The sequence below is a fragment of the Streptomyces sp. NPDC007084 genome (assembly GCF_040703595.1).
GTDB lineage: Bacteria > Actinomycetota > Actinomycetes > Streptomycetales > Streptomycetaceae > Streptomyces.
Window position 1 is genome coordinate 1 of record NZ_JBEYFY010000052.1, and the last position, 26,611, is coordinate 26,611.

Consider the following 26,611-nt stretch of genomic DNA (forward strand, 5'->3'; position numbering starts at 1 on the left):
ATTCGGGCTTGCTGGTGACGGCCTTGGCGACGGCCACGGACGTCGAGTAACGCGGCGGCGGCCGGCCCGCCGGGGCGGGGGCCCACCGCACGTCCGAGGGGGGCGCGCGGCGCAGCACCGAGGGTGGCGCGCGTCGGGGCGCGGAGACGAGTGGACGCCGTACCGCCGCGGAGACGGGCACGCGTCCAGTCGCCGAGCAGCGCTAGCCGGGGGTGGTCCGGGTTGGTCCGGTTTCCTCGTGTTTGGGGTGGTCTGGTTACTCCGGGTTGGGCTGGTCCGGGCTGGGCCTTGCCCCGCCGGAGCTTCCCTGGGCCTGGCCTTCCCGGCTCCGGCCTTCCGAGTGCCGGCTTCCGGGGTCGGACTTTCCCGGGGCTGGACTTTCCCGGGGCCGGTCTTGCCCGGGCTGGGCCTTCCGGGGCTTGGGCTCACCCGGGTCGGGTCTCCCGGGGCCTGGACTTCAGGGGCCTGGGCTTACCCGGGCCTGGGCTCCCAGGGCCTGGACTTCCGGGGCCCGGTCCGCACCGACCCCCCTCCGTACGTCCGTTTCGCAACCACGCCGCAGGAGGCACCCTTTGACGATCATTCAGCTTCCGTCGAGGCAGCAGGACCGGCAGCCGGGTACACGTGCCGCCGGGTCCTTCCCCCTGGGTCTCGTCGGACCCCTGGGTCTCGTCGGCCGTGAGGACTCCTCCACGCCGCGTGTCGGGGCCGACATGACCGTCGAGGTGGCGCTGTCCGTCATGGCGAGCGCCGGTGTCACCCACCTCCTCGTCTGCGACGAGGACGACCAGTGCACGGACTCGGTCACCGCGGCGCAGCTCGCCGCCGTCCGCGACGGCTCCGCCTACACCGACCACCTCCGCGTACGGGACGTCCTCGGCCGGCTCCGCGGTCCGGGCACCCTCGCGCTCTCCGGCTGACCGTCCGGCCCGGCCCAGCCGCACACCGGCAGGCCGCGAGGCCGGCCCGGTCAGGTCAGGTCAGGTCAGGTCAGGTCAGGTCAGTCCGGTCAGACACGCCCGGCCGACATCGCGCCGTCATCCGGCCGCACTCTCGTCTCCCCGTCTCCACCCCGTACCGTCCCCCGTCACCTGTGAGGCACCCATGCGTTGTGTCATCGCCCGCTTCCCGTTCGATCTCACCAAGAGCGGCGTGCTGGACTCGATGAAGGGCGTCAAGCCCGAACCCGTCACGGGGGAATCCGTGATCATCGGCCGCTGCCACTACCCCGTCAAGCAGGTCGGCGAGGTCATCACCCGGCAGGACCGCCGCGACTTCACCAGCGGCGAGGTCACCCGCGCCATGGCCCGCCTCGGCTTCACCTGCCGTACCCCCGAGGTGGCCGCTCCGCCGCGTGCGCTCAGCCCGATGCAGAACGCTTCCGCGCTGCTCGGGAGCCCCGCGCCGCTCGAAGCGTGAGGTCAGGGCCGTTCGCGGCCCGAGGACAGTGCCGAGCGGCTACGAACAGTAGCGAGCAGCACCGAGAGCAGAACCCATGAGGGCCCCGCCGGCATCCGTCGGCGGGGCCCTCATGTCGTTGACGTTCACCTTCACGTTCGCCCGTCGGACGGGCTCACCGGCTCACTGGTCGGAGTAGCTGAAGTCACCCACCGTCCACGCGCCGACGTCCTTGATCGCGACGCGGTACATGCCGCCGGTCTCGGGGATTCCGACGCTGCCCTGGAGGATGCGGGCGAGGTGGAAGTGCAGGTGGGTGGGTCGCGGGGCGGCCTCGGAACGGGCCGCCGTCCGGCCCGTGTCGAAGATGCCGGAGAACGGGCCGAGCCGGTCCGAGTCCCTGAGGACCTCCGACACCCGTTCCCGCCAGACCGCTTCGGGGGCCAGCCGGCCCGTGATGACGGTGCCGCCGACCACCACTGTCAACGACATCTGCGTACTGTGCCCGGTCTCCACCATGGCGGAGATGTCAACGAGCAGCTCGTCAGGGTTCGACATGGGAGCCGATTCTATTCAGGCGCCCCACCCGCCGCCCCGCCCCTCTCCCGGTTCACCGCGGGCCGCACAATTTCTGCGACACGCGCGAACCGAAATCTATCGTGGTGACGGTAGACATCGCGCGGTGGCGTGGCTAGGGTTTCTCTTGTAGGCATCGCCGGGCCGCGGGAAACACGCGCTGGACCGGCACGAGAACCGTTCAAGGAAGGACTGAGGAAGCAGACGCCATCAGGATCGCCCCGTCCGAGAGTGGCCCCAGAGGCTTCGGGCGCGGGTACCGCAAGGCCCAGGATTGGAAGGTGGTCCCCGGTCACGCAACCGCGATCCCCGCTCTCCCGCCCGCCACTCGGGCCTGGAAGCGGAAACAGACGGTCGGCTCCGCAGTAGAGCCGGCAGATGGTGTTCAATTTCCTTCGGGGCCCTGGTGCCGTACGGCATCGGGGCCCCTCGACGCGTGCCACAACGAGGTGAAATGACAGCGGACACTCCACTCAGTGGTCGTCTCGACGACGACGACTATCCCGCGTACACGATGGGCAGGGCGGCCGAGATGCTCGGCACCACGCCGGGCTTCCTGCGGGCGATCGGCGAGGCCCGCCTGATCACCCCGCTCCGGTCGGAGGGCGGCCACCGGCGCTACTCCCGCTACCAGCTCCGGATCGCCGCTCGCGCGCGCGAGCTGGTCGACAAGGGCACCCCGATCGAGGCCGCCTGCCGCATCGTCATCCTTGAGGACCAGCTCGAAGAAGCGCAGCGCATCAACGCCGAGTACCGGCGTGCGGCGCGGGGCGCCACGGACGGGGCCGACGCCGGCGCCGCCACCGCCTGAACCCGTACGGGACGCGGGCCCCTGAACGTACGGGGACTCCGGGACCTCGGGACTCGGGGACCTCGGCACCCCGGCACCCCGGCACCCCGGGATTCGGGGCTTTGTGGTCGCCCGTGCAGGTACGGACCCGGGTCGCCCCCATGCCCGTACGGCTCCGTTCTTACGAGTCCGTGCCTACGGCTCCGTGCGTACGGCTCCGTGCGTACGGCTCCGGGGACCGGCCGGGCGCGGCCGGGGCCGTGGACCGCGTTGACACCGGCACCCACCCGGCGTTGACTGACAGCCCGGTGCACAGCCGGCCCATGCCTCAGCGACGAACCGGGCAGCCGCGGTCACCGACACGACCGGCGCGGCGGTCCGCGAACCGGTCACCACGTCACCACGTCACCACGGTGACCGTCGTCGCGACGGCAGCCCCTCGCGGGCGGGCCCCCGACCGTACCCGCCGAACGCCCCCGCGCGGCCGGCCGGTACGACGTACAGGAAGTGGCCCACGATGATGTACGACCAGACACGCGCCCAGCAGCCTCCGGACCGGCAGTCCGGGTCCACCGGGCGGCGGGAGACAGGCCCCGAGCCGCTGCTCGGGCCGGACGAGCGGGGCGAACTCACCCAGCGGCTCAACCACGCCCTCAACACCTTCGCCACCAGCCCGCGCGAGGCGCTCGGCGAGGCCGAGACCGCGTTCGACGAGGCGGCTGCCCAGGTCATGAGCGCCCTCACCGAGCGGCGCGCCGCCCTCCACGACAACTGGCAGGACCGCGACCCGGAGACCCAGGGCGACGAACTCCGCCACGCGCTGCGCGAGTACCGGGAGATCACCCAGCGGCTGCTGCGCATGTGAACCGCGTCGCCACGATGCCGAGGTCCTCGCCCCCCGGGTCTTACCGGCGTCGAGGCCTTACGGAGCAGTGACGTGTCGGGCGCGGTACCGCCGCGGACGGGGGTGCCGCGCCTAGCGTGCAGGGCATGCGTGTACTGGTAACCGGCGGAGCCGGATTCATCGGAGGCCATGTCGTGGACGCGCTGCGGGCGCGCGGACACGAACCGGTCGTGTTCGACCTGCGGGACGGGCAGGACGTGCGGGACGCCGAGGCGGTCGAGAGCGCGCTCGTCGGCGTCGGCGCCGTCTGCCACCAGGCCGCGATGGTGGGCCTTGGCGTGGGGTTCGGTGACGCGGTCGAGTACGTGTCGCGCAACGACCTCGGCACGGCCGTGCTGCTCGCCGCGATGGCGGACGCGGGGGTACGGCGACTGGTGCTCGCCGGGTCGATGGTCGTGTACGGCGAGGGGCGCTACGCGTGCGAGCGGCACGGTGTGGTGCGACCGGGTCCGCGGACCGCCGCCGATCTGGACGCCGGCCGGTTCGAGCCGCGGTGTCCGCGCTGCGGTGCGGATTTGACGCCCGGGCTGGTGGCGGAAGACGCGCCCGCCGACCCGCGCAACGTGTACGCGACGACCAAGCTGGCGCAGGAGCACCTCGCCGCCGCGTGGGCCCGTTCGACGGACGGTTCCGCGGTGTCGCTGCGCTATCACAACGTCTACGGCCCGGGGATGCCCCGCGACACCCCGTACGCCGGTGTCGCCTCCTTCTTCCGTTCCGCGCTCGCCCGCGGTGAGGCGCCCCGGGTCTTCGAGGACGGCGGCCAGCGCCGGGACTTCGTCCACGTGCGGGACGTGGCCGCCGCCAACGTGGCCGCCTTGGAGGCGAGCCCGCGGATGGGCGCGCTCACCGTCTACAACACCGGCAGCGGCGAGCCCCGTACCGTCGGCGAGATGGCCCACGCCCTGGCCGCCGCCCACGGCGGTCCCGAGCCGGTCGTGACCGGCGAGTACCGCCTCGGCGACGTCCGTCACATCACCGCCGACTCGGCCCGGCTACGCGCCGAGCTGGGCTGGAAGGCGGAGACCGGATTCACGGAGGGGATGCGGGAGTTCGCGGGGGCGCGATTGCGGGGGGAGTAGGGCGAGAGGGGCAGGAGGAGGCTTCGTCCGCGCTCCCGTCGGCATCGAGAGGGTCGCTCACACCCCGTCGGCATCGGGAAGGTCGCTCACGCCCCCGCCGACATCGGGAAGGTCGCTCACGCCCCCGCCGACATCGGGAGGGTCACCTCGAAGCGGCAGCCACCGGGGACGTTGTGGACGGCGGCGCGGCCGCTGTGGGCCTCGACAATGCCTCGGACGATGGCGAGGCCCAGGCCCGCTCCGGCGGGCGGGGTGCGGGCGTGGGTGCCGCGCCAGCCGGTGTCGAAGACACGCGGCAGGTCCTCCTCCGGGATACCGCCGCAGCCGTCCGTGACGGACAGGACGACTCCCGCCTCGCGGCGTTCGGCGGTGACCGCGACGGTGCCGTCGGCGGGGGTGCGGCGGATCGCGTTGACCAGGAGATTGCCGAGGACCCGGCTCATCTCCTTGCCGTCCACCTCGACCGGCACCTGCTCGACACGGTCCCCGACCAGCCGCACGCCGTGCTCACGGGCCAGCGGGTCCGCCCCCGCGAGGGCGTCGCCGACCAGGTCGTAGACGGAGACCCGGGAAGGGGACAGGGCCAGGGCGCCCGCGTGGATGCGGGACAGCTCGAAGAGGTCGCCGACCATGCCGTTGAGGCGTTCGACCTCCGTACGGATCTGGCGCAGATAGCGGTCCGGGTCCGCCGCCACCCCGTCCTCCAGCGCCTCGGACATCGCCCGCAGCCCCGCCAGCGGAGTACGCAGGTCGTGCGAGATCCAGGCGACGAGTTCGCGCCGCGAGGTCTCCAGGGCACGCTCACGCTCCCGCGACTCCGCCAGCTTCCGGCTGGTGGCTGCCAACTCCCGGCTGAGCGCGGCCAGTTCCGCCGTCGCCGGGCCCGTCGGCGCCGCGAAGTCGCCGCCGTCACCGAAGGAACGGGCGGCCAGCGTCAGCGCCCTGCTCCGGGCCACCACCCAGCGGCCGAGCAGCAACGCGGTGGCGAGGGAGACGACGGCCGCCATGGCGACGACCGTGGTGACCACATACAGGTCGTGCGAGGACAGGAACATCGCCCACGCCACGACCAGCGTGCCCGCGAGCATCGCGCAGACCGCCACAGCCGCCACGACCGCCAGGGAGGCGGTCAGCGAACGGCGCCGGATCAGCCACAGCACCCCCGCACCGCCAAGGCCCGCCGCGGCGGCGCCCAGAAAGGCGTACAGGGCCATGGCCAGTATCGCGTTCACGGGCGGGCCTCTTCCTGGCGCGTGGCGGGGGTGGAAGCGGGCATCCCGGTCCCGGCGCCGTTCTCGTCGAAGCGGTAGCCGACGCCCCACACGGTCTGGATCAGGCGGGGGCGCGCCGGGTCGTCCTCGACCTTGCCGCGCAGCCGGCGCACATGGACGGTGACCGTCGACAGGTCGCCGAAGTCCCAGCCCCACACCTCCCGCATCAGGTCCTCGCGCGCGTACGCCCGTCCGGGGTGCCGCAGGAAGAAGGCGAGGAGGTCGAACTCCCGCAGGGTGAGGGCGAGTTCGACGCCGTTCTTCGCGGCGCGGCGGGACGAGGGGTCGATGGTGAGCCCAGCGGCGCTCAGCGGGCGCGCGGTGACGGCCGGACGCGCCCTGCGCAGCACCGACTCGACACGCAGGACGAGTTCCCGGGGGCTGAACGGCTTGGTGACGTAGTCGTCGGCGCCGACCTCCAGGCCGAGGATCCGGTCGTCCTCGTCACCGCGCGCGGTGAGCATGATGACCGGCACGGGCCCCTGCGCGCGCAGCCGGCGGCACACCTCCAGGCCGTCCATGCCGGGCAGCATCAGGTCGAGCACCACCAGGTCGGGCCGGTGCGCGGCGGCCAGGGCGAGCGCGGCGGAGCCGTCGGCGGCGCGGTCCACGAGGTGGCCGGCTCGGCCGAGATACCCGGACACGACCTCGGCCACGGTCGGGTCGTCGTCCACGACGAGGACCCGGGGGGCCGCCACGCCGGGAGCCGGCTCCTTCCTCGCGGTGACACCGGCGCCGGCACGCGCACCGGCGCCGGGGCTCTGCCCCTCGTCGGTGCCGGTACCTGGTGATTCGTGCGGTCGATGCATGGCTCCAGCGTCCCACCGGGCCGGCTCCGGCGCGGCTGCCCGCGGCCGACGTCCGAGTTTCGTAAGGTCCCGAAGTCCGGTATGTCCGTTTCGCGTTCGTAGGGTGAGGCCGTGACGACCTTTCCCGTACCGAACCCGGACGTCGACGTGGTCCTGCCCTGCCTCGACGAGGCCGGCGCCCTGCCCTGGGTGCTGTCCCGCATTCCCCCCACCTGGCGGGCCCTGGTCGTGGACAACGGCTCCACGGACGGCTCCGCCGAACTGGCCCGCGAACTCGGCGCCACCGTCGTGCGCGAGGAACGCCGCGGGTTCGGCGCCGCCTGCCACGCCGGGCTGACCGCGGCCACGGCGGACATCGTCTGCTTCTGCGACTGCGACGGCTCCCTCGACCCGGCCCTGCTCCAGCCCTTTGTCGCCGAGGTCCTGGCGGGCGAGGCGGATCTGGTGCTCGGCAGACGCCGGCCGCGGGAACGCGGGGCCTGGCCGCCGCACGCCCGCGCCGGCAACCTCGCGCTGACCCGGATGCTCCGGCGCCGGACCGGGCTGCGGCTGCGCGACCTCGGGCCGCTGCGCGCCGCCCGCCGTGAGGCGCTGCTCGGGCTGGAACTCACCGACCGGCGGAGCGGCTACCCGCTCCAGATGGTGGTCCGCGCCGCCGACGCCGGCTGGCGCGTCACCGAGCACGACGTGCCGTATCTGCCGCGCACGGGTGCTTCCAAGGTGACCGGGACCTGGCGCGGTACCTGCCAGGCGGTCCGGGACATGAGCCGCGTACTGGCCGAGCCGCCGGTGTCTGCCGACCGGCCCGCGGCCGGCATCCGTTCCCGTGCCGGTACCCGTGCCGGTGGTGACGGTGCGCCCTCGCAGGCAGTGCTCGACGGCGCCGAGGACCAGGACCGTACGCCGGTGCCCGCCTCGGCCACCGCTCCCCCGCCGGCTCGTGTACCGGCGTCGGCGCCCGCGACACCCCGAGGAGGATCCGTCCAGTGAGCCCCGCAAGCACCGTCGACCCCGCGTGTCCGGAGAATCCCCGAGGTCCCGAGGGCGTCACCCTGCTCGTCATCGCCAAGGAACCGCGGCCCGGCCGGGTGAAGACCCGGCTGACACCGGCGTTCACCCCCGAGGAAGCGGCATCGCTCGCCGAAGCGGCTCTCGTTGACACCCTGCGTGCGGTGGCGGCCACGCCCGCTCGGCGCCGGGTACTGGTCCTCGACGGAACGCCCGGCGCCTGGCTGCCGGACGGCTTCGACGTCGTACGGCAGTGCGCGGGCACCCTGGACGAACGGCTGGCCGCGGCCTTCGCGCGCTGCGACGGCCCCGCGCTGCTCGTCGGCATGGACACTCCCCAGGTGACGCCCGAGCTGCTCACCGTGGACTTCGCGGGCTGCGACGCGTATTTCGGACCGGCCGAGGACGGCGGTTTCTGGGCGCTGGGCCTGGCGGAGCCCGATCCGGCGCTGCTGCTGGGCGTGCCGATGTCGACGGACACCACGGGTGCGGTGCAGCGGGCGCGGCTGGTCGAGGCCGGGCTGCGCGTCACGGACCTGCCCCGGCTGCGGGACGTGGACACGGCACCCGACGCGACGGCGGTGGCCTCGGCGGCACCGCACGGCTCCTTCGCGGCACAACTGGCCCGCCTGCGGGGCGGCCCGGCGCAGTCTCCGGTGACGGGGCTGGTGCAGTCTCCGACGAGGGGTCCTGTGCGGTGTCCGGTGACGGTCACAGGCCCTGCCCCAGCTACGGCTACGGGTGCGGGTGCGGGTGCGGGCACCGAACCGGCCTCGGACCCGGTGCCCGCGCAGGCCGTGGCGCGGGACTCGGTGCGGCCGGCCGCCGGACAGGGCGCCGCCCGATGAGCGCCGCGCGCGGTGCGACACCGCCCGGCGTAACGGGCCCCCGACGGCCCCGCCCGGTCCCGGAAAACACCACGTCAGGGGTGGATTCCGCCGGGGCGGAGGCCGACCCCGGGGCGTCCGCCTGGACCGGAGCCGGACACCCGGCGGACGCGGAGACCATGCCCCGGGCGGAACTCGGGCCTGGGAGGGTGGCGCGGCCGGGGCCGGCCGGCCTGCCTCGGGCGGAGGCCAGGTCTGGGACAGGGACGAGGGCCGGGGCCGAAGACCGGACCGGAGGCCGGGGCTGGGGTGGGGCTGGAGGTGGGCCCGACGTCCTGCCCTGGGCCGCCGATCCCTACGCGGACGCGCTCTGTGCCGAACGCGGGCCTCTGTTCCTGCGCCGTACCGACGGCTGGCTGCTCCCGTTGGAGGTGGAGCGCTGGTGCGCCCGGGCGGACGCCGTGGACCTCCAACTGCTGGCGTACTGCGAGGGCGCCGTGCTCGACGTGGGGTGTGGGCCGGGCCGGCTCGTGGCGGAACTCGCCGCCCGGGGACGGCCCGCGCTCGGTATCGACGTCAGCGAGGCCGCCGTCGCCCGGACCGTGCGGCTCGGCGGCCAGGCCCTGCACCGGTCGGTCTTCGAGCCGCTCCCCGGCGAAGGACGCTGGGGCACCGCCCTCCTCGTCGACGGCAACATCGGCATCGGCGGCGACCCGGCCGCTCTCCTGCACCGCACCGCCCAACTGCTCGCCCCTCGCGGGCTGCTGATCGCCGAGACGGTGGCGGGCGCGGACGTGGACGAACGGGTGGACGTCCGAATCGTCAGCGCCGCACACCCCGAGCGCGCTCTGAGTGACGCCCTCGGCGATCCCGAGGAGGGCGGCCAGGGCGGAAACGGAGGAGAAGGCGTCGGCGTACCGGAACGCGGGCCAGCGTCCGACCGGGCCGCCTTCCCGTGGGCCCGCGTCGGCACTCCGGCCCTGCTGCGCCACGCGGCGCGGACCGGCTGGCGCGCGGACGCTCAGTGGGAGGCCGGCGGCCGTTCCTTCGTGGCGCTGCGCAACGGTCCCGGCCGGGGCCGCCGCACGGACCGCAGGACGAGCAACAGCGCGGACCCCGCGAACAGCGCCGCCGTGATCAGCAGCCAGTGGGCCAGGAAGCCGTCCCCTGGCAAGGCGGTCGCCGACCGGTAGTGGTCGGCCACCTGACCGCTGATCAGCGGGTACCAGATCAGCAGCAGGAGGCCGGAGAAGGCCGCCGGAGCACGGACGTACATCGTCCGGTTCCGGTGGCCCGTCGCCTTCAGCGTCCGGGACACAGTCCGGTCCACGCCCGCGTACAACGGCACGAACACCAGGTCGTGCAGGACCGCGGCGCCGGCGAACCAGAGCGCCACCCTGGTCCAGTCGCCCTGAAGCAGCCGCACCGCCGCGTAGGCGGAGAGTGCGAACGTGAAGGCCAACATCAGGAGTTGGAGAGGGCTGCCGATCACCTCCCGGACGGTGACCGGGCGCCGATCCGGCAGCCGCGCCCCGACCCGCTCCCCGATCCGCCGTCCCCGCGCCGCGGCCCTCCGGAGCAGCCCGTCCAGGCCGTGGCGCCTCGCGAGCCGGCGCCGCGCCCCGGTCTTCTCCCGCATGTCAGGGCTCCGTCGTGTCATCACAGGGCTCCGAACGTCATCCGGGCGACCCATTTGGTGTTCAGCACACCGGGCGCGGCGGGGACGATGATCCGCGCGGGGTAACCGTGGTCGGGGGTCAGGTCCGCGCCGTTCACGGCCAGGGCGAGCAGGGAGAGGGGATCGCGGACCTGGTTGTACCGCAGGGCCGCCACCCGGAACGCCCCGGCCCGCTGCAACGACTCCACGACCACGTCCGGGGCCGCGTCGCCGTCGTAGCCGACGAGCCCCGCGAGATCCCGCAGCCGTACACCCCGCCACGCCTGGTCGGCTGTCGACCAGCCCTCCACGCAGGCGATGGGCAAAGCGGATTCGTGCAGGGGGAGTTCCCCGAGCTGGGCGCGGCTCAGCCTGGCCGTCCGTCCGTTGCCCCGGACGACCAGGCGCCAGACCTCTTCACTGATCTCCGTCCGGTGGATGCCCCGTGACGCGGCCGTCTTGTTGATCTGGAAGGCGCCGGGGCCGGAGCCGGGCTCGGGGCCTCCGTGCGGGGCGAGCAGCGCGGTCTCCCGCACCGGCGCGTCGAAACTGTGGCCCACGGTGGTGGCGGCCAGAAGCAGGGACCCGCCGCCGACGAAGGCGAGGGCGCCACGCCGGGAGACGGTGGCCGGCAGCGGGTCGGGGGAGATCAACTCGTCCTCGGGACGCGCTGGTTCACGGGCCCCGGCCCGCTCACCCGCCGGGACCGGCTCCGCCGACCGAACTGGCGAGCGCGCCTCCGCCGGCCGGCCTGGTCGGGCCGGGTGACCCGGTCGTCCGGAGGCAGGGCCCGGCCGTTGGGGGATCGCCTCCGATGGGCTGGGGTCGGAGCCCCGGTGGCCGGGCCCCGTTTCCGGGAGACCTGACTCGGTACCCGGCGGGGCGGCCCGCGGGCCAGGGTGGGAGACGGGTCCGCCGGACGTCACGCCGGATTCGCCGTGTGCCGAGCCGGATTCGCCGGGCTCGGAGGCGGGTTCCCCGGGCGCCGCGCCAAACCCGCCGGGCTCGGAGGCCGCTTCCCCGGATGCCGCGCCAAACCCGCCGGGCTCGGAGGCCGCTTCCCCGGATGCCGCGCCAAACCCGCCGGACGCCGGCCCACTGCCGTCGGACGCCGGCCCACTGCCGTCGGACGCCGGCCCACTGCCGTCGGACGTCGGCTCAGTGCCGTTCGCCACCGGACCAGCCCCCTCGGACGCCGAGCCCGGCCGGCCGGGCGGTGCACCGAGAAGATTGGGTCCCGTGTCCGTCGGCGAGGGCGCCGAGCCCGTCCGCTCGGAGTGGGCACCCGCGCCCTCGCCCCACTCACCCCGCTGTCGCCTCCCGCGCAGATTGCGCAGGGCCGTCGGCACCCGCAGGACGGCGTGGGTCACGAAGGCCGCGATGAACACCCAGGCGCCGTAGAAGTGCAGCGTGTAGAAGGAGCCGGGGAAGATGTAGTCGAGCTGGATGTTGAGCACGCCGGTGACGAACTCGAAGAGGGCGCCGCCGACGAGAAGCAGCAGGGAGAGCCGTTCCAGGGCGTGGGCGAGCGAGCGGGCCGGGGGCAGCGCGAACAGCTTGGGGACGACGGACCACAGCTTCGCCAGCAGGACGGGGATCAGCGTGATGCCGAGCGTGACGTGCACGCCCTGCGTGAGCCGGTACAGCCAGACCGGGTGAGTCGGCCACGAGAACAGGTAGAAGCCGAGGAGCCCCTTGTCGGGGGTCTTGTCGTTCACCGCCGCGAGGTTCGGGTTGTACGCGGCGTACGACAGCAGCCCGGTCACGAACATCACCGTGATACCGACGAGCAGCACCAGGCCGAGCACGGAGGTGAACCAGGAGCCGCGCAGCGGGCTGCGCCAGAACGCGGGGGACGAGGGAGACCGAGGCATGAACCGACCGTAGGCCGCGGGCACCCCCCGAACGGGTTCTCAACCCATGACGAAACTCTGACGCCCACCCCTGGCCCGGCCCTTTCGGGGGCTGTCCGGCCTAGCGTGCGAGGGTGAACCGCGACCTTCCCCGCGACGTCCCCGGCCGCCTCCCCCGCGATCTGCTCGACGACCGCGCCCAGGACGCCTCATCTGCCCCGTCCCCTGTCCCTTCTCCCGCCCCGCCCCCGCCCCCGCCCCCACCGTCACCGTCACCCGCACCCTCACTCTCGCGCGGGGCATCCACCACGGACCCGCCCCCGAACACCGCCCGGGACGGCTCCGGCGGCTCCTCCCCGGCCCGCCCCGCCCGCAGCCTGACACAGGTACTGGCCCCGGCCGCCCACCGGGCCCGTGCGCGCGCCCGCTCCGGCGAACTGTCCGGACCCCTCCTCGGCGAACGGCCCCGGCAACTCCGCGGCGACCTAGCCGTCGCGGCCGGCGCGGCGCTCCTCGTGGCGACGGCCGCGGTCGTCGGATACGCCATCGAGCACAACTACGGCACCCTGTTCGTCAGCGCGGCTCCGCTGTACGGGCGCTGGGGACCCCACGTCGGACCAGGCACCGCCGCCGCGATCGCCGTGGCCGCGGCCGTCGTCGTGCACGGACCGCCGCTCGCCGCCCGGCTGTCCTGGCGGTGGCTGCTGCCGGCGGCCTGGGGCACGGGGACGGTGTGGACGTTCTCCCTCGCGCTGATCGACGGCTGGCAGCGCGGCGTGGCCGGCCGCCTCACCGCGCGCTACGAGTACCTCCAGGTCATCTCCCCGGTGAACCGCTTCCACGACATCCCGGCAGCCCTGCGCGACTTCACGAACCACATCCTGCTCCACTCCCCCGACCACTGGCCCGCGCACATCGCCGGGCACCCGCCGGCCGCCACGCTCACCTTCGTGTACCTCGACCGGATCGGGCTCGGCGGCGGGGCCTGGGCGGGCGTCTGGTGTGTGACCGTCGGCGCGACCGCCGCACCGGCGGTGCTGGTCACCATCCGGACGCTGGCGGGGGAAGCACTCGCCCGGCGGTCCGCACCCTTCCTCGTCCTCGCCCCGGCGGCCGTCTGGATGGGCACCTCAGCGGACGGCTACTTCGCCGCCGTCGCCGCCTCGGCCGTCGCCCTGCTCGCCCTCGCCGTCTCCGGACACCGCCCCCGGACGGCCGGCCTCGCCTCCGGGCTCCTTCTCGGGCTCACCGCGTATCTCTCGTACGGCCTGACGCTGTTCGCCGTGATCGCGGGCGCGGCGGTGCTGCTCGGCACGGGCTCCCGGCTCCGTCCGCTGCCCTTCGTCCTGGCCGGACTCACCGTCGTCCCTGTGGTGTTCACGCTTTTCGGCTTCAACTGGTGGGACGCATATCGCCTGTTGGTCACGCGTTACTTCGAAGGAGCGGGCGGCGTCCGGCCGTACGGCTACTGGGTCTGGGCGAACCTCGCCTGCACGGTGCTGATCGCCGGGCCGGCGTCCGTCGCGGGGCTGCGCCGGGCGGGATGGGCGACGGTACACCTGGCCACGGCGGTCTGTACCCGAACGCCGGTGCCCGCCACCAGGACCCAGGGCACGGACGACAGGGGCGGCACCGGCCCGGGCACGGCCGGCACCGCGACCGACACAGGAGCCGGCAGCGAGACCGACATCGGGCCCGGAAGTGGCGGTCCCCGGCTGGCCGTTCTCGTCGTGGCCGCGCTGATCGCCCTGCTCCTCGCGGACCTCTCCGGGATGAGCAAGGCGGAGACCGAACGGATCTGGCTGCCGTTCGTCCTGTGGATGCTTCCGGCCGCCGCGTTCCTCCCCCGTCCTCGCGCCTGGCTGATCGCCCAGGCGACCCTCGCCCTGCTCCTCAACCACCTCCTGCTGACGGGCTGGTGACCACCCCGGGCACGCGGGCCGGGACGGGACACCCGGGCTCCTCGGTCATGGTTCTCCCGGGGTCGCGCGCGGCTGGGCCAGGGTCGCGCCGAAGACCATGCCGACCGCGATGGCCGTGACGATCGTGACGAGTTTCAGGAGGTCCTGGAAGCCGGCGATGACATGGCCGCCCGCCAGCGTGGTCAGGCCGCGCATGCCGAGGGAGCCGACGGTCAGGGTGAAGAAGCCCGGCAGCAGGAGGACCAGCCGGGGCGGCCGGTCCGCGCGGAGGGTCAGCCGGGTCGCCACCGCCGCCAGCACCGCCGCCGCGACGAACGTGCCGCCGGTCTCGCCGATCGCCTTCGTCACCAGCGACTGCACGCCCACCGTGACGTACACCAGCACGAGCAGCGGCCACAGCAGCCGGAACGGGATCGCGAAGGCGAGCAGCGTGCCCACGGTGAACACGATCCAGCCGAGGAACAGCGCCCAGCGCGGCAGATCGGCGGTGGCCGTGACGTCGAAGAGCGAGCGGGTCGAGGTACCGGTCAGGGCGAGGCCCAGCAGAACGCCGAGGTAGAGCTGGACGAGGAGGAACACGGCGTAGACGAGCCGGACCGCGCCGGTGGTGATGTAGCCGGCGGCGAGTTCGGCGGCGGCCGCGCTCAGGTAGTCGCCGGGGACGAAGTAGAAGAGGGCGGGCAGCATCAGCAGGACGGGGCCGCCGTGGCTGAGGTCCCGTGCGAACACCTCGACGGTGATCACCGACACGGCCGTCGACACGACCACCGGGAGCACCGCCCCGAACCGGGGGAGGCGGTCCGCCGTCAGGGCCAGGACCGCGGCGACGGTGCCGAGGACCGCCGTCGCGCCGATCTCGTACCAGGTGGCCTGCATCAGCGGTGCGAAGCCCAGCGTGAAGAGCACGATGCCGAGGAGCTTGAGCCACCAAGGGTAGGGCGGCCGGGACGACTCGATCGCGGCGAGCCGCCGGTCCGCCTCGGGCACGGAGATCCGCCCGGACCGTACGTCCCGTACCAGCGGCTTCAGCGCGACCACCTGGTCCAGCCGGAACACCTCGGGGAAGCCGCGCAGGGCCACCGTCCGGGTGGTGCCGCCCGCCGTGACGGTCAGGGCCGCTCCGTCCGGTACGAGGAGGACGGTGGCCTCCGCGCCCAGCGCGTGCGCGGTGTCCCGGACCGTGCGCTCGATCAGGACGGCGCCCTCGCCGCTCGACCTCAGCAGCAGCCCGGTCAACCGGGCGAGGAACGCGGCGACTTCGTCGGGGGCGGCCACCGCGTCCACGGCGGCTGTCATGGGCGCGCGTCCACTGTCATGACCCCTCCCTCGGCCCCCCGCAAAACTCCGCCCGCCGCCCGGCGGGGCCACACCATCGGGACCCGGCACCGGCCAACGGCAACGGCCGCCGGCAACGGCCCCGCACGACCGGGGCGACTTTCAGCGTGGGGGTGCCGCTGGGCGGGGGCTAGCGGGGCGGCCCAAACGAGTGAGGGGGGTCGCCCCTGGCGGTGCGGGCTCGATCGGTGCGCCGCCGGAACGGGCGGCGGGGGGGCGGTCGGTGGCCCCTCCGGACCGGGCGGAGCGGGGGCAGTCGGTGGCCCCTCCGGACCGGGCGGGCGGGCCCACTGGAGGAGTCCGCTGGGCCAGGCGGGCGGGCCCACTGGATGGATCCGCCGGGCCGGGCGCTACGGGTCACCCGCCAGGTGACGCCGAGGAACCGGCCGGGGCGGCCCGAGCGGCGATGTGGGTCCCCCGGCGACCCACCCGACCAGGCAGGCGGCCCGCCCCGGCGACCCACCCGACCAGGCAGGCGGCCCGCCCCGGCGATACGAGCCGGCCGGGCAAGGCTCCCCACCCGGGCAGAGCGCCCCGACCCGGCAGGCTGCCCAACCGGGCAAGGTGGCCCGGAGCGGGCCCGGAAAAGCCGGCCTCCGGAGCCGGTCGTCCGTCCCCGCTCGGCACGAGTGCCGGCCCCACCCCCGCCCCCAACCATCCCCCCCCCACCCCCCAAACGGCCCACCCACCGTGCACCCCCCGCTGCCCCGTCCGACGCTTTGGGCATCTGGTCGTTTCAGCTTCAGGGAGGGGTCCGATGAGTTCGATGGACATGCCCGCGGACGCACCGCGGCAGACTGCGCGGGCCGCTCAGGCCGCCCGGGCGGTTCCGGCCGCGCCGAGGCTCACGTGGGTGACCCTCGCCCTGATGACGACCGCGTCGGTGGCGAGCCTGCGGGCCGCGCCGACGATGGCCGTGTACGGACTCGCCTGCGTGTTCCTGTACCTGGTCCCGGCGGTCGTCTTCCTGCTGCCGACCGCCCTGGTCTCCGCCGAACTGGCCTCCGGCTGGAACGGCGGCGTCTACCGCTGGGTCAGCGAGGGGCTGTCCAAGCCGCTCGGATTCCTCGCCGTGTGGTGCCAGTTCGCGATGACGATCTTCTACTACCCGAGCCTGCTGGCCTTCGTGGCGAGCACCCTCGCGTACATCATCGATCCGTCCCTCGCCTCGAACGGCCTCTACACCGCCATCGTGATCATGGTCCTGTACTGGACCGGCGTCTGGGTGTCCTCGCGCGGCACCAAGGCCCTCGCGGGACTGTCCAGTTGGGGCCTGATCATCGGAACCCTGGTGCCGGGCACGATCCTCGTCGTCCTCGGCCTCGTCTTCCTCGGCCAGGGCAACCCCTCCGCCGCGCCCATGTCGACCAGTCACCTGCTCCCGCAGTGGACCGGCCTGGCCAGCCTGGTGCTGATCGTCAACAACTTCCTGTCGTACTCCGGCATGGAGATGAACGCCGTCCACGTCTCCTCGCTGAAGAACCCGGCGAAGGAATACCCGAAGTCGATGTTCCTGGCCATGGGCCTGGTGCTGCTCATCTTCATCCTGCCCGCGCTGGCCATCAGCTGGGTCGTGCCGTCCAACCAGACCAGCCTCACCGCCGGTGTCATGCAGGCGTTCGACGCGTTCTTCTCGTACTTCCACATCGGCTGGATGACACCGATCGCGGCGATCATGCTGATCTCCGCGTCGCTCGCGGGCATGCTGACCTGGCTCGCCGGGCCATCGAAGGGCCTGCTGGAGATCTCCCGCAGCGAGGGCTACCTGCCGCCGTTCCTCCAGCAGCTCAACCGCTTCGGCGTCCAGCAGAACATCCTGGTCACCCAGGGCGTCGTGACCACGGTGATCGCGCTGATGTACGCGCTGATCCCGAACGTCTCGAACGTGTACTGGATCTTCTCGACCATCACCACGCAGGTCTATCTCATCGTCTACCTGCTGATGTTCGTCGCGGCCATGCGGCTGCGGAAGAACCAGCCCGACCACCCCCGCGGCTACCGCGTCCCCGCCCTGAACGTCCTGTGCGTCGTCGGCCTGCTGGCCTCGGCCGCCGCGCTCGCCATCGGCTTCGTCCCGCCCTCGCAGTTCGGCGGCGGCAGCGTCCTCGCGTACGTCTGCATCATCGGCGCCGGTCTGATCATCCTCGGTCTGCTGATCCCCTGGGCGTTCCTCAAATTCCGAAAGCCCGCCTGGCAGACCGAGGCCGCGCGCGAAGAGGAGGCCACGTCATGAGTCCCACCCGGTTCGCCTCCGAGCACAGATGGATCTACATCGGAGCCATCGTCGTCCTGCTCGCGCTCGCCGTCACCGGCCTCATCCGGTACGCCACCGTCGCCACCAGCAGCAAGGCCGCGAGCAAGGCCAACCGGCTCGCCGACGCGGCGGTCGAGGCCGGCTACCCGCGCCCCGACACCCGGGCCATCGAACGCCTGCTGGGCACCGACGGCGGCCTGGTCTGCGACGATCCCGCCAGCGCCCTCAAGTCGGCGCTGTGGAAGATCAACCTGTCGAACGGCGCCGCGTTCGTCGGCCAGCGGCCCGTCATCGGCGACACCAGGGCGCTCGCCGCGGAGGCCACGATCCTGGAGATCTACTGCCCGGACAAGCTGGACAAGATCAAGGACAAGCTGGCCGACCTGAAGACCGACGACACCGTACGGAGGCGCTGAGCATGTCCGAACTCGCCGCGAAAGTCGCCGGGTTGATGGACCGCGCCAAGGCGGACCTGACCGAACTGGTCGCCATCCCGTCCGTCGCCGACCCCCGCCAGTACCCGGCCGAGGAGTGCCACCGGGCCGCGCGCTGGGTGGCCGACGCCTTCTCCGAGGCCGGCCTGCACGACGTCCACCTCGCCGAGACGCCCGACGGCAGCCACGCCGTCATCGGCCACCGCCCGGCCCCGCCCGGCGCCCCCACCGTGCTGCTGTACTGCCACTACGACGTGCAGCCGCCGCTCGACGACGACGCCTGGACCACCCCGCCCTTCACCCTCACCGAACGCGACGGCCGCTGGTACGGGCGCGGCACGGCGGACTGCAAGGGCAACATCGTGATGCACCTGACCGCGCTGCGCGCCCTCGGCGACGACATCCCGGTCGGCGTCAAGTTCGTCGCCGAGGGGTCCGAGGAGCAGGGCACCGGCGGTCTGGAGCAGTACGTGGCCCGGCACCCGGAGCAGTTCCTCGCGGACGCGCTGCTGGTGTGCGACACCGGCAACGCGGAGGTCGGCACCGGCACCGCGACCATCACCCTGCGCGGCCTCGCCAACGTCGTCGTCACCGTCGACACGCTGGCCGGAGAGGTCCACTCGGGCATGTTCGGCGGCCCCGCCCCGGACGCCCTCGCCGCGCTCGTCCAGATGCTCGCCACCCTGCGCGACCCGGAGACCGGCGCCACCCGCGTCAACGGCCTGGACTGCGAAGGCGGTTGGGACGGGGCCGGCTACGACGAGGAGCAGTTCCGCGCGGACGCCGGGGTGCTCGACGGGGTCCGGCTGACCGGCACCGGCTCGGTGGCCGACCGGCTGTGGGCCCGCCCCGCCGTCACCGTCCTCGGCATCGACTGCCCTCCGGTGGTCGGCTCCGCCGCCGCCGTGCCGCCCACCGCCCGGGCCCGGGTGAGCCTGCGCGTGCCGCCCGGCATGGACCCGGTCGCCGCCCGCGCCGCCCTCACCCGGCATCTCACCGAGGCCGCGCCCTGGGGAGCGCGGGTCGGCGTCGAGGACGAGAGCGCCGGAGCGCCGTTCCGGGCGGCCACCGACGGCCCCGCCTACACCACGCTCGGCGACGCCATGAACGAGGTCTACGGCAGGCCGATGGCCTTCCTCGGCCAGGGCGGCTCCATCCCGCTGTGCAACGTCCTCGCCGAGACCTACCCGCGCGCCGAGATCATCCTCATGGGCGTGGAGGAGCCGCGCTGTCTCATCCACGCCCCGAACGAGAGCGTCGACCCGTCCGAGATCGAGCACATGGCCCTCGTCGAGGCGCTGTTCCTGCGCGCGTACGCGGCCCAGGGCAGGCCCACGCGCTGAACTCGCCCCGGACTGAAGCCAAATGGAGCCTGATGAAGCCGAATGAAGCCTGATGAAGGCGACCGATACGGGACGTGCGCCCCGGGCGTCCCGTATCGGTCGGGGCGCCTCACCGCGACGACCGCTCGGCGGACGGACGGACGGACGGGGAGGAACGGGTGAGCGAGCGAAGCGGTTCGTGGTCTTCGGCGTCGCCGACCCGGCGACGGCCGACCCGGCGACGGCCGGACCGGTGCCGGAGAAGGCGCTCGGCCCGTTCTGGGCGCGGCACATCAGCGTGCGGTACGCGGGCGAGGTTTCGGCGCTCTGAGCCCGCCCCGCCCCCTCGGCCGCCGGGTCTCCGGCCGCCCGCGACCTGTTCGGACAGGGGGTCACGAGGCCCGTCCGGCCCGGCTTGCAGGGGCGTGGACCACCTGCCTATGGTCGCGCCTATGCAGTCCTACACCATCGGCCAGGCCGCCCGGCTTCTCGGGGTGAGTCCCGACACCGCCCGGCGCTGGGCGGATGCCGGGCGGATGACCACCCATCGCGACGAGGGCGGCCGTCGGCTCATCGACGGCCGCGACCTCGCCGCGTTCTCGGTGGAACTGGCCGGGACCGGCGGCGAGGACGGCGTCCCCTCCTACACCTCCGTGCGCAACGCCTTCCCCGGCATCGTCACCGCCGTCAAGCTCGGAGACGTCGCCGCCCAGGTGGAGATCCAGGCGGGACCGCACCGGCTGGTCTCCCTGCTGACCCGCGAGGCCGTCGAGGAACTGGGCCTGGAGGTCGGCATGGAGGCCACCGCCCGGGTCAAGTCGACCAACGTGCACATCGACCGCACCTGACCGGGCCCCGCCTCAGGCCCCGACCGGCCGGCGCGGGCGGCACAGCAGGGCGGCGCGCAGGTCGAGGCGGTCGGAGAGGCGGGCCAGGTCCCGGCCGGTGAAGTACTCCACGCGCTGCACCCGGTAGTGGACGGTGTTGACGTGCAGGTGGAGCGCCTCCGCCGTGCGCGACCAGGAGCCGTCGCAGGCGAGGAAGATCTCCAGGGTCTCCAGGAGCGCGGCGAACGAGGCGTTCCCGGCCTCGAAGAGGGGGCCGAGCACGCTCCGGCTGAACGCGGTGCGCACCTCGGCGGGGATGCCGGTGAGAAGCGTGTCCAGACCGGTGAGCGACCCGGCGTCGGTGAGCGCGGAGGCGTCCGGCGAGGTGGTGCGCGCGGAGGCGAGCGCGTAACGGGCCTGCGCCAGCGCCCCGTTCAGCCCCTCGGCGCCGTCGGCCCGGCTGGTCCCGCCGTGCAGCGCGACGCCCGGCTCACCGGCGGACAGCAGCGCCCAGACGGCGGACGGTTCCGGCGCGGCGGGCGTGAGGGGACCCGCCGGGCGCCGGGGTCCCGGTACGGCCGAAGCCTCCGCGACCGTACGAGCCGAGGCGCCCGCCGCTCCCGCTCCCGGCCCCGGTACCGCGCACCCCGAGCCGCCCCCCGCTCCCGCTCCCGGCCCCGAGGCCGCGCGACCCGGGCCGCCCGCCGGTGCCGCGTCCTTGCCGGGGCCCGCGCCCCGTCCCCGTACCGCCGCCGTCTCCGCCACCGGGTCCGGGGTGTGTTCGTCCAGGACCGCGAAGGCCGTGCCGTCGGGGAGGCGGCCCACCACGGCGCGGCGCGGGGCCAGATGGGCGGCCGTCTCGGTCAGGGCGCCCTCGGCCAGGCCCGCCGGAACCGGCCGGGCGCCGCCCTCGGCGTCGGAGGCGAGGGGTACCGCCTCGGCGACGATCACCCGGTAGGGGCCCTCGCCGTCCAGCGCGCAGGCGTGCAACGCGGCCTGGAGGGAGGGGTGTTCGGCGCCCGGGGGCAGGGCGAGCAGCGCGCCCAGCTCGTCGGCCGCCCGCTGTTCGGCGGCGCCCCGGCGGACCATCGTCTCCTGGCAGCGGGCCAGCACCTCGGCGACCTCCCGCAGCAGCTTCGGCGGGACGTCGTCGGCCTCCGGGAGATGCAGATACCAGCGCTCGTACGGGGACACCGTCCCCGAGTCGACCGGCACCGTGACCCCGGAGCCGCCGTCGACCAGCGCCGCCGCCTCGCGGGCCGGCGGCGGGGCGGCCTCCCCGGTCGCCGCGACCGTACGGCCGGCCGCCGTGAGGACCGAGGCGCGGGCCCCGCCCAGGTGGGCGAAGGCGGCCTCCAGGACGGCGGCGGGACCCGCCTCGCGGGCGAGCAGCCGGTTCAGCCGGCCGCGCACCGCTCCCGGCAGGGCCTGGAGGCGGCTCAGCTCGCCCCACTGCTGGAGATAGACGGTGTCCGTGATGGCCCGGAACATGATGTGCGCCGGGACGGCCGCGACCGGCAGCCCGTGGCGGCGGCAGGCCGTCACCAGATCGTCCGGCACCGAACCGTGGGTCTCCTCCCCGGCCAGCAGCACCGCCGCGCCCGCCGTGCTCAGCGCGGAGACGAAACGCTCCGCCCGGTCCGCGCCGTCCTCGCGGCTCCACCACACCAGACCGCTCAGCACCACCTCACCGGGCCGCACGAACCGCGCCGGGTCCTCCAGGTCGGTGGCGGTCACCCCGCTGATCTCCTGCCGGAGCTGTGGCTCCTCGGCCCACAGCAGGCGCAGCCCGAGGGACTCGTCGTTCAGGAGGTGGTCGACGTACATGTGCGGTAGCTCCTTGTGCGGCCGCCGGGCAGGGGGCCTGACACCCGGCATCTCGCATTCACCAGGTGAGTGCGCGTCCCAGCATCGTAAATGCAAGGTGAAATGAGCGGAACGCCTCTTGTTTGATCATCCAACCACCCCGCCGGAAACGTCGTTGTTTCCGTGCTGTGAACCAGTCGTCCCGGACCCGTCCGCGTTGCTTCACTGGCGGTCATGGACCTGAACACGGTGGTGGAGATCCGAGACGCCCGCGACCCGGCGCCTTGGCGGCCCGGGGACGCCTGGCTGGGCGGCGGCACCTACCTGTTCTCCGAGCCGCAGCCGCACCTGCGGCGGCTCGTCGACCTGAGCCGCATGGGCTGGACCCCCGTCGAGACCCTGCCCGACGGCTCCCTGGAGATCGCGGCGACCTGCACGATCGCCCAGCTCTCCCGGTACGCGGCGGCCCTCCCCGCGAAGGCCGCGCCCCTCTTCGAACAGTGCTGCCGCGCCTTCCTCGCCTCGTTCAAGATCTGGAACATGGCGACGGTCGGCGGCAACCTCTGCAACGCGCTGCCGGCCGGCCCGATGATCTCGCTGACCGCCGCCCTCGACGGAGAGACCCTGCTGCTCGCCCAGGACGGCTCCCGGCGCCGGGTTCCGGTCGCGGACTTCGTCACCGGCGCGGGCCGCAAGGTCCTCACCGAGGGCGAGCTGCTGCGGTCGGTCACCCTGCCCGCCCGCGCCCTCGCCTGCCGCACCGCGTTCCGGCAGGCCTCCCTCTACGGCCTCGGCCGCTCCGGTGTGCTGGTCATCGGCGCCCTCGACCCGCTCGACCACTCCCTCACGGTCACCGTGACCGCCGCGACCGCGCGGCCCGTACGACTGTGGTTCCCGCTGGTGCCCGGCGCCGGCCGGCTGCGCGCGGCGATCGAGGCGGCCGTCGCCGACGACGAGTGGTACGACGACATCCACGGACTGCCCGCATGGCGGCGGCACATGACGTTCCGCTACGCGGAGGAGATCCGCCGCGAACTGGAGGACGGTTCCTGATGGACTTCTCGGTCGACGTCAACGGCAGGGCCTTCTCCGAGCCCCCGCGGCCCGGACAGTGCCTGCGCACCTATCTGCGCGACCGCGGCTGGTTCGGCGTGAAGAAGGGCTGCGACCAGGGCGACTGCGGGGCCTGCACGGTCCATGTGGACGGCGAGCCCGTGCACAGCTGCCTCTACCCCGCCTTCCGCGCCGACGGGCACCGCGTCACCACCGTCGAGGGCCTGGCCGGCGAGGACGGCGAACTCCACCCCGTACAGCGCCGGTTCCTCGACGCGCAGGGCTTCCAGTGCGGCTTCTGCACCGCCGGCTTCCTGATGACGACGGCCGCCCTGGACGAGGACCAGCTCACCGACCTGCCCCGCGCGTTCAAGGGCAACCTGTGCCGCTGCACCGGCTACCGGGCCATCGAGGACGCCGTCCGCGGGGTCCGCCACGCCGAGGCGCCCGCCGCGGGCCAGGCCGTCGGCCGCAACCTGCCCGCCCCCGCCGGACCCCAGGTCGTCACCGGCACCGCCCGCTACACCTTCGACGTCGACATCCCGGGCCTGCTGCACATGAAGCTGCTGCGCTCCCCGCACGCCCACGCCCGCATCACCGCCATCGACACCTCCGCCGCCCTGCGCGTGCCCGGCGTGCACGCCGTCCTCACCCACCACGACGCGCCCGAACGGCACTTCTCCACCGCCCGGCACGAACACCCCGAGGAGGACCCGGACGACACCCGCGTCCTGGACGACACCGTCCGCTACATCGGCCAGCGCGTCGCCGCCGTCGTCGCGGACAGCGAGGGCGCCGCCGAGGAGGGCTGCCGGCGCGTCGAGGTGACGTACGAGGTGCTGCCCGCCGTCCTCGACCCGGAGGACGCGATGCGCCCGGGCGCGCCGGTCGTGCACGACAAGGACGCGGCCACCGCCCGGATCTCCCGCCCCCGCGACAACGTGGTGGGCGAGGCGCACGGCGAGATCGGCGACGTCGAGGCGGGCTTCGCCGCGGCCGACGCCGTCTACGAGGACACCTACCGCACCCAGCGCGTGCAGCACGCCAGCCTGGAGACGCACGGCGCGGTCGGCTGGTTCGACGAGGACGACCGGCTGAACGTCCGGACCAGTTCGCAGACCCCGTTCCTGACCCGGCGCGCCCTGTGCGCGCTGTACGACCTGCCCGAGGAGCGGGTGCGGGTCGTCGCGGGCCGGGTCGGCGGCGGCTTCGGCGGCAAGCAGGAGATGCTGGTCGAGGACATCGTGGCCCTCGCCGTCCTGCGGCTGCGCCGCCCGGTGAAGCTGGAGTACACCCGCGCCGAGCAGTTCCACGGGGCCACCACCCGGCACCCGTTCACCATCCGGGTCAAGGCCGGCGCCCGCCGCGACGGCACCCTCACCGCGCTCCGGCTCCGCGTCGTCGCCAACACGGGCGCGTACGGCAACCACGGGCCGGCCGTCATGTTCCACAGCGTCGGCGAGTCCCTGGCCGTCTACCGCGCCCCGCACAAGAAGGTCGACGCCTTCTCCGTCTACACGCACACCGTCCCGGCCGGCGCCTTCCGCGGCTACGGGCTCGGCCAGGTGATGTTCGCGATGGAGTCCGCCCTCGACGAACTCGCCCGCCGGCTCGGCCTCGACCCGCTGGAGTTCAAGGCGAGGAACATCATCGGCCCCGGCGAGGCGATGATCACCCCCGGCGGCGAGGAGGAGGACCTGCACATCGCCAGCTACGGGCTCGACCAGTGCCTCTCCATCGTCCGCGCCGCCCAGCGCGAACCGGTCGCCGAGCCCGCCCCGGAAGGCTGGCTGGTCGGCGAGGGAGCCGCCCTCGCCATGATCGCGACCGGCCCGCCCGGCGGCCACATCGCCGACGCCCGCGCCGCCCTGCTCCCCGACGGGAGCTTCTATCTCGCCGTCGGGACGGCCGAGTTCGGCAACGGCACCACCACCGTGCACCGGCAGATCGCCGCCGGTGAACTCGGCACCACCGTCGACCGCATCACCATCCGGCAGTCCGACACCGACGTCGTCCGCCACGACACCGGCGCCTTCGCCTCCACCGGCACCGTCGTCGCCGGAAAGGCCACCCTGCGTGCCTCCCGCGCCCTCGCCGACCTGCTCCTCGACTTCACCGCCGCCCATCTGCGGGTGCCGCGCGCCGACTGCCGGCTCGTGGAGGAGGCGGTCGCCCACCCCGGCGGCCGGCTGCCCCTGAAGGAGCTGTACGCGGCGGCCCGCGCGGTCGGCGTGACGTTCGCCGCCGACGGGCACTTCGGCGGCACCCCGCGCTCGGTCGCCTTCAACGCCCAGTGGTTCCGGCTGGCCGTCGACCCCGGCACCGGCGAGATCCGCATCCTGCGCAGCGTGCACGCGGCCGACGCGGGCAAGGTCATGAACCCGATGCAGTGCCGGGGCCAGGTCGAGGGCGGGGTCGCCCAGGCGCTCGGGGCGACCCTCTTCGAGAACGTCCGGATCGACGCGCGCGGCGAGGTCGAGACGGCCGCCTTCCGCCGCTACCGGCTCCCCCAGTACGCCGACATCCCGCGCACCGAGGTCCACTTCATGGAGACCGCCGACGCGATCGGGCCGCTCGGCGCCAAGTCGATGAGCGAGAGCCCCTTCAACCCGGTCGCCCCCGCCTTCGCCATCGCCCTGCGCGACGCGACGGGCCTGCGCTTCACCGAACTGCCGCTCACCCGGGACCGGGTGTGGCTGGCGCTGCGTCAGGCGGGGGTGGCGGGTGCGGGCGGCGGGGCCGGTCGGGGTGAGGGGGTGGAGAGCGGTGGGGCTGAACTTGTCGAGCCCGGTCGGCCCGGCTCCGGACGGTCCGTCGAGCCCGTCGAGGTGAGTCGGCCCGTCGAGGTGAGTCGGCCCGGTCAGGCGGAGCCCGCGGCGGCCGGGGACCAGGCCGGGTAACGGCCGTCCACCCGGATGGCGTTGATGCCGCTGATGTGGCGGGCCCCGCACCGGTCCTGCGGCAGGACCAGTTGCGGGCCCGCCCGGTCCAGCGGGGTGCCGTCGACGCCCACCGCGAGCAGGACGGGGGCGTGCGCGAAGTCGGGGTCGATCTCGGCCCAGGTGAGCAGCGCGTGGTGCCCGTCCGCGCCCGCCACCGCGATCAGGAAACGCAGCCGGTCCTTGCGGCGCGCCGGGTCGAACCGCGGCCCGGCGTCCCGCAGTACGTCGTGCAGCAGGGGTCCCGCGAAACCGTGGTGCTGTACGCCGCTGGTGGCGCAGTCGAAACTGACGTCCACCCGGTGCTGGGGCCAGGCGAGCAGGTCCGGCACGGTCAGCCGGGCCGGGCGGTCCAGGTCGCCGGTCAGGGCGAGTTCGGCGAGCGAGGGCGCGGGCGAGGTCGCGTGTGTCAGGGGCAGGCTCACTGGGCAGCACCTCCCGCAGGACGGTACCCGGCAAGCGGCCCCGTACAAACGCACATGCGTACATCCCAAGCGGGAACACACAGCTCATGCGATGCGACAGGAGACTTCTTGCTCGCATC

General features: G+C 73.9%; 21 protein-coding genes and 4 pseudogenes. 16 read left to right on the plus strand and 9 right to left on the minus strand.

The window, feature by feature from the left end; translation table 11 throughout:
- The coding region (locus tag AB0912_RS28755) for a hypothetical protein (RefSeq protein ID WP_366704843.1) at window positions 1-181 on the minus strand (181 nt) is incomplete at its 3' end.
- 532 nt (window positions 182-713) lie between these two features.
- Between AB0912_RS28755 and AB0912_RS28760 the strand changes: the two genes are divergently transcribed.
- Together AB0912_RS28760 and AB0912_RS28765 are read left to right on the plus strand one after the other, a co-directional pair.
- Complete coding sequence (locus tag AB0912_RS28760; RefSeq protein ID WP_366704911.1) at window positions 714-920, plus strand: hypothetical protein; 207 nt, start codon at window positions 714-716, stop codon at window positions 918-920.
- Window positions 921-1,104: 184 nt separating this feature from the next.
- Entirely contained in the window at window positions 1,105-1,419 is a 315-nt protein-coding gene (locus AB0912_RS28765; RefSeq protein ID WP_366704845.1) for an SCO5918 family protein, read from the plus strand.
- A 162-nt stretch (window positions 1,420-1,581) separates the two neighbouring features.
- On the opposite strand, the gene AB0912_RS28770 is transcribed toward AB0912_RS28765, so the two are convergent.
- The gene (locus AB0912_RS28770; protein WP_366704847.1) at window positions 1,582-1,956 is read right to left on the minus strand and encodes a hypothetical protein; all 375 of its coding nucleotides are present in this window, start codon (window positions 1,954-1,956) and stop codon (window positions 1,582-1,584) included.
- Between the two features lie 472 nt (window positions 1,957-2,428).
- On the opposite strand from AB0912_RS28770, the gene AB0912_RS28775 reads away from it, so the two are divergent.
- From AB0912_RS28775 to AB0912_RS28785, 3 genes are all read left to right on the plus strand, one after another.
- A complete protein-coding gene (locus AB0912_RS28775) occupies window positions 2,429-2,785 on the plus strand; it encodes a MerR family transcriptional regulator (RefSeq protein WP_366704849.1) in 357 nt (118 codons plus the stop codon).
- Between the two features lie 499 nt (window positions 2,786-3,284).
- A complete protein-coding gene (locus AB0912_RS28780; protein ID WP_366704913.1) occupies window positions 3,285-3,629 on the plus strand; it encodes a hypothetical protein in 345 nt (114 codons plus the stop codon).
- A gap of 125 nt (window positions 3,630-3,754) precedes the next feature.
- The gene (locus AB0912_RS28785) at window positions 3,755-4,750 is read left to right on the plus strand and encodes an NAD-dependent epimerase/dehydratase family protein (protein ID WP_366704851.1); all 996 of its coding nucleotides are present in this window, start codon (window positions 3,755-3,757) and stop codon (window positions 4,748-4,750) included.
- A gap of 116 nt (window positions 4,751-4,866) precedes the next feature.
- Here the strand turns inward: AB0912_RS28785 and AB0912_RS28790 are convergent, their stop codons facing one another.
- Together AB0912_RS28790 and AB0912_RS28795 are read right to left on the minus strand one after the other, a co-directional pair.
- Entirely contained in the window at window positions 4,867-5,982 is a 1,116-nt protein-coding gene (locus tag AB0912_RS28790; RefSeq protein ID WP_366704853.1) for a HAMP domain-containing sensor histidine kinase, read from the minus strand.
- On the minus strand, window positions 5,979-6,830 hold the full coding sequence (locus AB0912_RS28795; protein ID WP_366704855.1) for a response regulator transcription factor: 852 nt from the start codon (window positions 6,828-6,830) through the stop codon (window positions 5,979-5,981). The genes AB0912_RS28790 and AB0912_RS28795 overlap by 4 nt, the downstream gene beginning before the upstream one ends.
- A gap of 111 nt (window positions 6,831-6,941) precedes the next feature.
- Between AB0912_RS28795 and AB0912_RS28800 the strand changes: the two are divergent.
- From AB0912_RS28800 to AB0912_RS28810, 3 genes and pseudogenes are all read left to right on the plus strand, one after another.
- Window positions 6,942-7,619 (plus strand): annotated as a pseudogene (locus AB0912_RS28800) (glycosyltransferase family 2 protein); the annotation flags it as partial.
- A 263-nt stretch (window positions 7,620-7,882) separates the two neighbouring features.
- Window positions 7,883-8,470, plus strand: a pseudogene (locus AB0912_RS28805) (DUF2064 domain-containing protein); the annotation flags it as partial.
- A gap of 530 nt (window positions 8,471-9,000) precedes the next feature.
- A complete protein-coding gene (locus tag AB0912_RS28810; RefSeq protein ID WP_366704915.1) occupies window positions 9,001-9,858 on the plus strand; it encodes a methyltransferase domain-containing protein in 858 nt (285 codons plus the stop codon).
- Window positions 9,859-10,324: 466 nt separating this feature from the next.
- On the opposite strand, the pseudogene AB0912_RS28815 reads toward AB0912_RS28810, so the two are convergent.
- Together AB0912_RS28815 and AB0912_RS28820 are read right to left on the minus strand one after the other, a co-directional pair.
- Window positions 10,325-10,981 (minus strand): annotated as a pseudogene (locus AB0912_RS28815) (molybdopterin-dependent oxidoreductase); the annotation flags it as partial.
- 663 nt (window positions 10,982-11,644) lie between these two features.
- A pseudogene (locus AB0912_RS28820) lies at window positions 11,645-12,196 on the minus strand (hypothetical protein); the annotation flags it as partial.
- Between the two features lie 494 nt (window positions 12,197-12,690).
- On the opposite strand from AB0912_RS28820, the gene AB0912_RS28825 reads away from it, so the two are divergent.
- Window positions 12,691-14,097, plus strand: a complete 1,407-nt coding sequence (locus AB0912_RS28825) for a hypothetical protein (protein WP_366704917.1) — start codon at window positions 12,691-12,693, stop codon at window positions 14,095-14,097.
- Between the two features lie 45 nt (window positions 14,098-14,142).
- Here AB0912_RS28825 and AB0912_RS28830 read toward each other — a convergent pair whose 3' ends face one another.
- The gene (locus AB0912_RS28830) at window positions 14,143-15,393 is read right to left on the minus strand and encodes a threonine/serine exporter family protein (RefSeq protein WP_366704857.1); all 1,251 of its coding nucleotides are present in this window, start codon (window positions 15,391-15,393) and stop codon (window positions 14,143-14,145) included.
- A gap of 796 nt (window positions 15,394-16,189) precedes the next feature.
- Between AB0912_RS28830 and AB0912_RS28835 the strand changes: the two genes are divergently transcribed.
- From AB0912_RS28835 to AB0912_RS28855, 5 genes are all read left to right on the plus strand, one after another.
- Window positions 16,190-17,665, plus strand: coding sequence for an APC family permease (locus tag AB0912_RS28835; protein ID WP_366704859.1), 1,476 nt, complete (start codon window positions 16,190-16,192; stop codon window positions 17,663-17,665).
- Window positions 17,662-18,102 carry a hypothetical protein gene (locus tag AB0912_RS28840; protein WP_366704861.1) on the plus strand — a complete coding sequence of 147 codons (441 nt, stop codon included), beginning with the start codon at window positions 17,662-17,664 and terminating at the stop codon, window positions 18,100-18,102. Before AB0912_RS28835 ends, AB0912_RS28840 begins: the two co-directional genes overlap by 4 nt.
- Window positions 18,103-18,104: 2 nt before the next feature.
- Window positions 18,105-19,463 carry a dipeptidase gene (locus tag AB0912_RS28845; RefSeq protein WP_366704863.1) on the plus strand — a complete coding sequence of 453 codons (1,359 nt, stop codon included), beginning with the start codon at window positions 18,105-18,107 and terminating at the stop codon, window positions 19,461-19,463.
- Between the two features lie 178 nt (window positions 19,464-19,641).
- Window positions 19,642-19,773, plus strand: a complete 132-nt coding sequence (locus AB0912_RS28850) for a hypothetical protein (RefSeq protein ID WP_366704865.1) — start codon at window positions 19,642-19,644, stop codon at window positions 19,771-19,773.
- Between the two features lie 121 nt (window positions 19,774-19,894).
- Window positions 19,895-20,290 carry a helix-turn-helix transcriptional regulator gene (locus AB0912_RS28855; protein WP_366704867.1) on the plus strand — a complete coding sequence of 132 codons (396 nt, stop codon included), beginning with the start codon at window positions 19,895-19,897 and terminating at the stop codon, window positions 20,288-20,290.
- A gap of 12 nt (window positions 20,291-20,302) precedes the next feature.
- On the opposite strand, the gene AB0912_RS28860 is transcribed toward AB0912_RS28855, so the two are convergent.
- Window positions 20,303-22,096, minus strand: a complete 1,794-nt coding sequence (locus AB0912_RS28860) for a PucR family transcriptional regulator (protein ID WP_366704869.1) — start codon at window positions 22,094-22,096, stop codon at window positions 20,303-20,305.
- Window positions 22,097-22,309: 213 nt separating this feature from the next.
- On the opposite strand from AB0912_RS28860, the gene AB0912_RS28865 reads away from it, so the two are divergent.
- Entirely contained in the window at window positions 22,310-23,128 is an 819-nt protein-coding gene (locus AB0912_RS28865) for an FAD binding domain-containing protein (RefSeq protein ID WP_366704871.1), read from the plus strand.
- Window positions 23,128-26,028 carry a molybdopterin cofactor-binding domain-containing protein gene (locus AB0912_RS28870; protein ID WP_366704873.1) on the plus strand — a complete coding sequence of 967 codons (2,901 nt, stop codon included), beginning with the start codon at window positions 23,128-23,130 and terminating at the stop codon, window positions 26,026-26,028. The genes AB0912_RS28865 and AB0912_RS28870 overlap by 1 nt, the downstream gene beginning before the upstream one ends.
- Here the strand turns inward: AB0912_RS28870 and AB0912_RS28875 are convergent.
- A complete protein-coding gene (locus AB0912_RS28875; protein WP_366704875.1) occupies window positions 25,989-26,492 on the minus strand; it encodes a molybdopterin-dependent oxidoreductase in 504 nt (167 codons plus the stop codon). The two genes, AB0912_RS28870 and AB0912_RS28875, sit on opposite strands and share 40 nt — an antisense overlap.
- Between the last annotated feature and the right edge of the window lie 119 nt (window positions 26,493-26,611).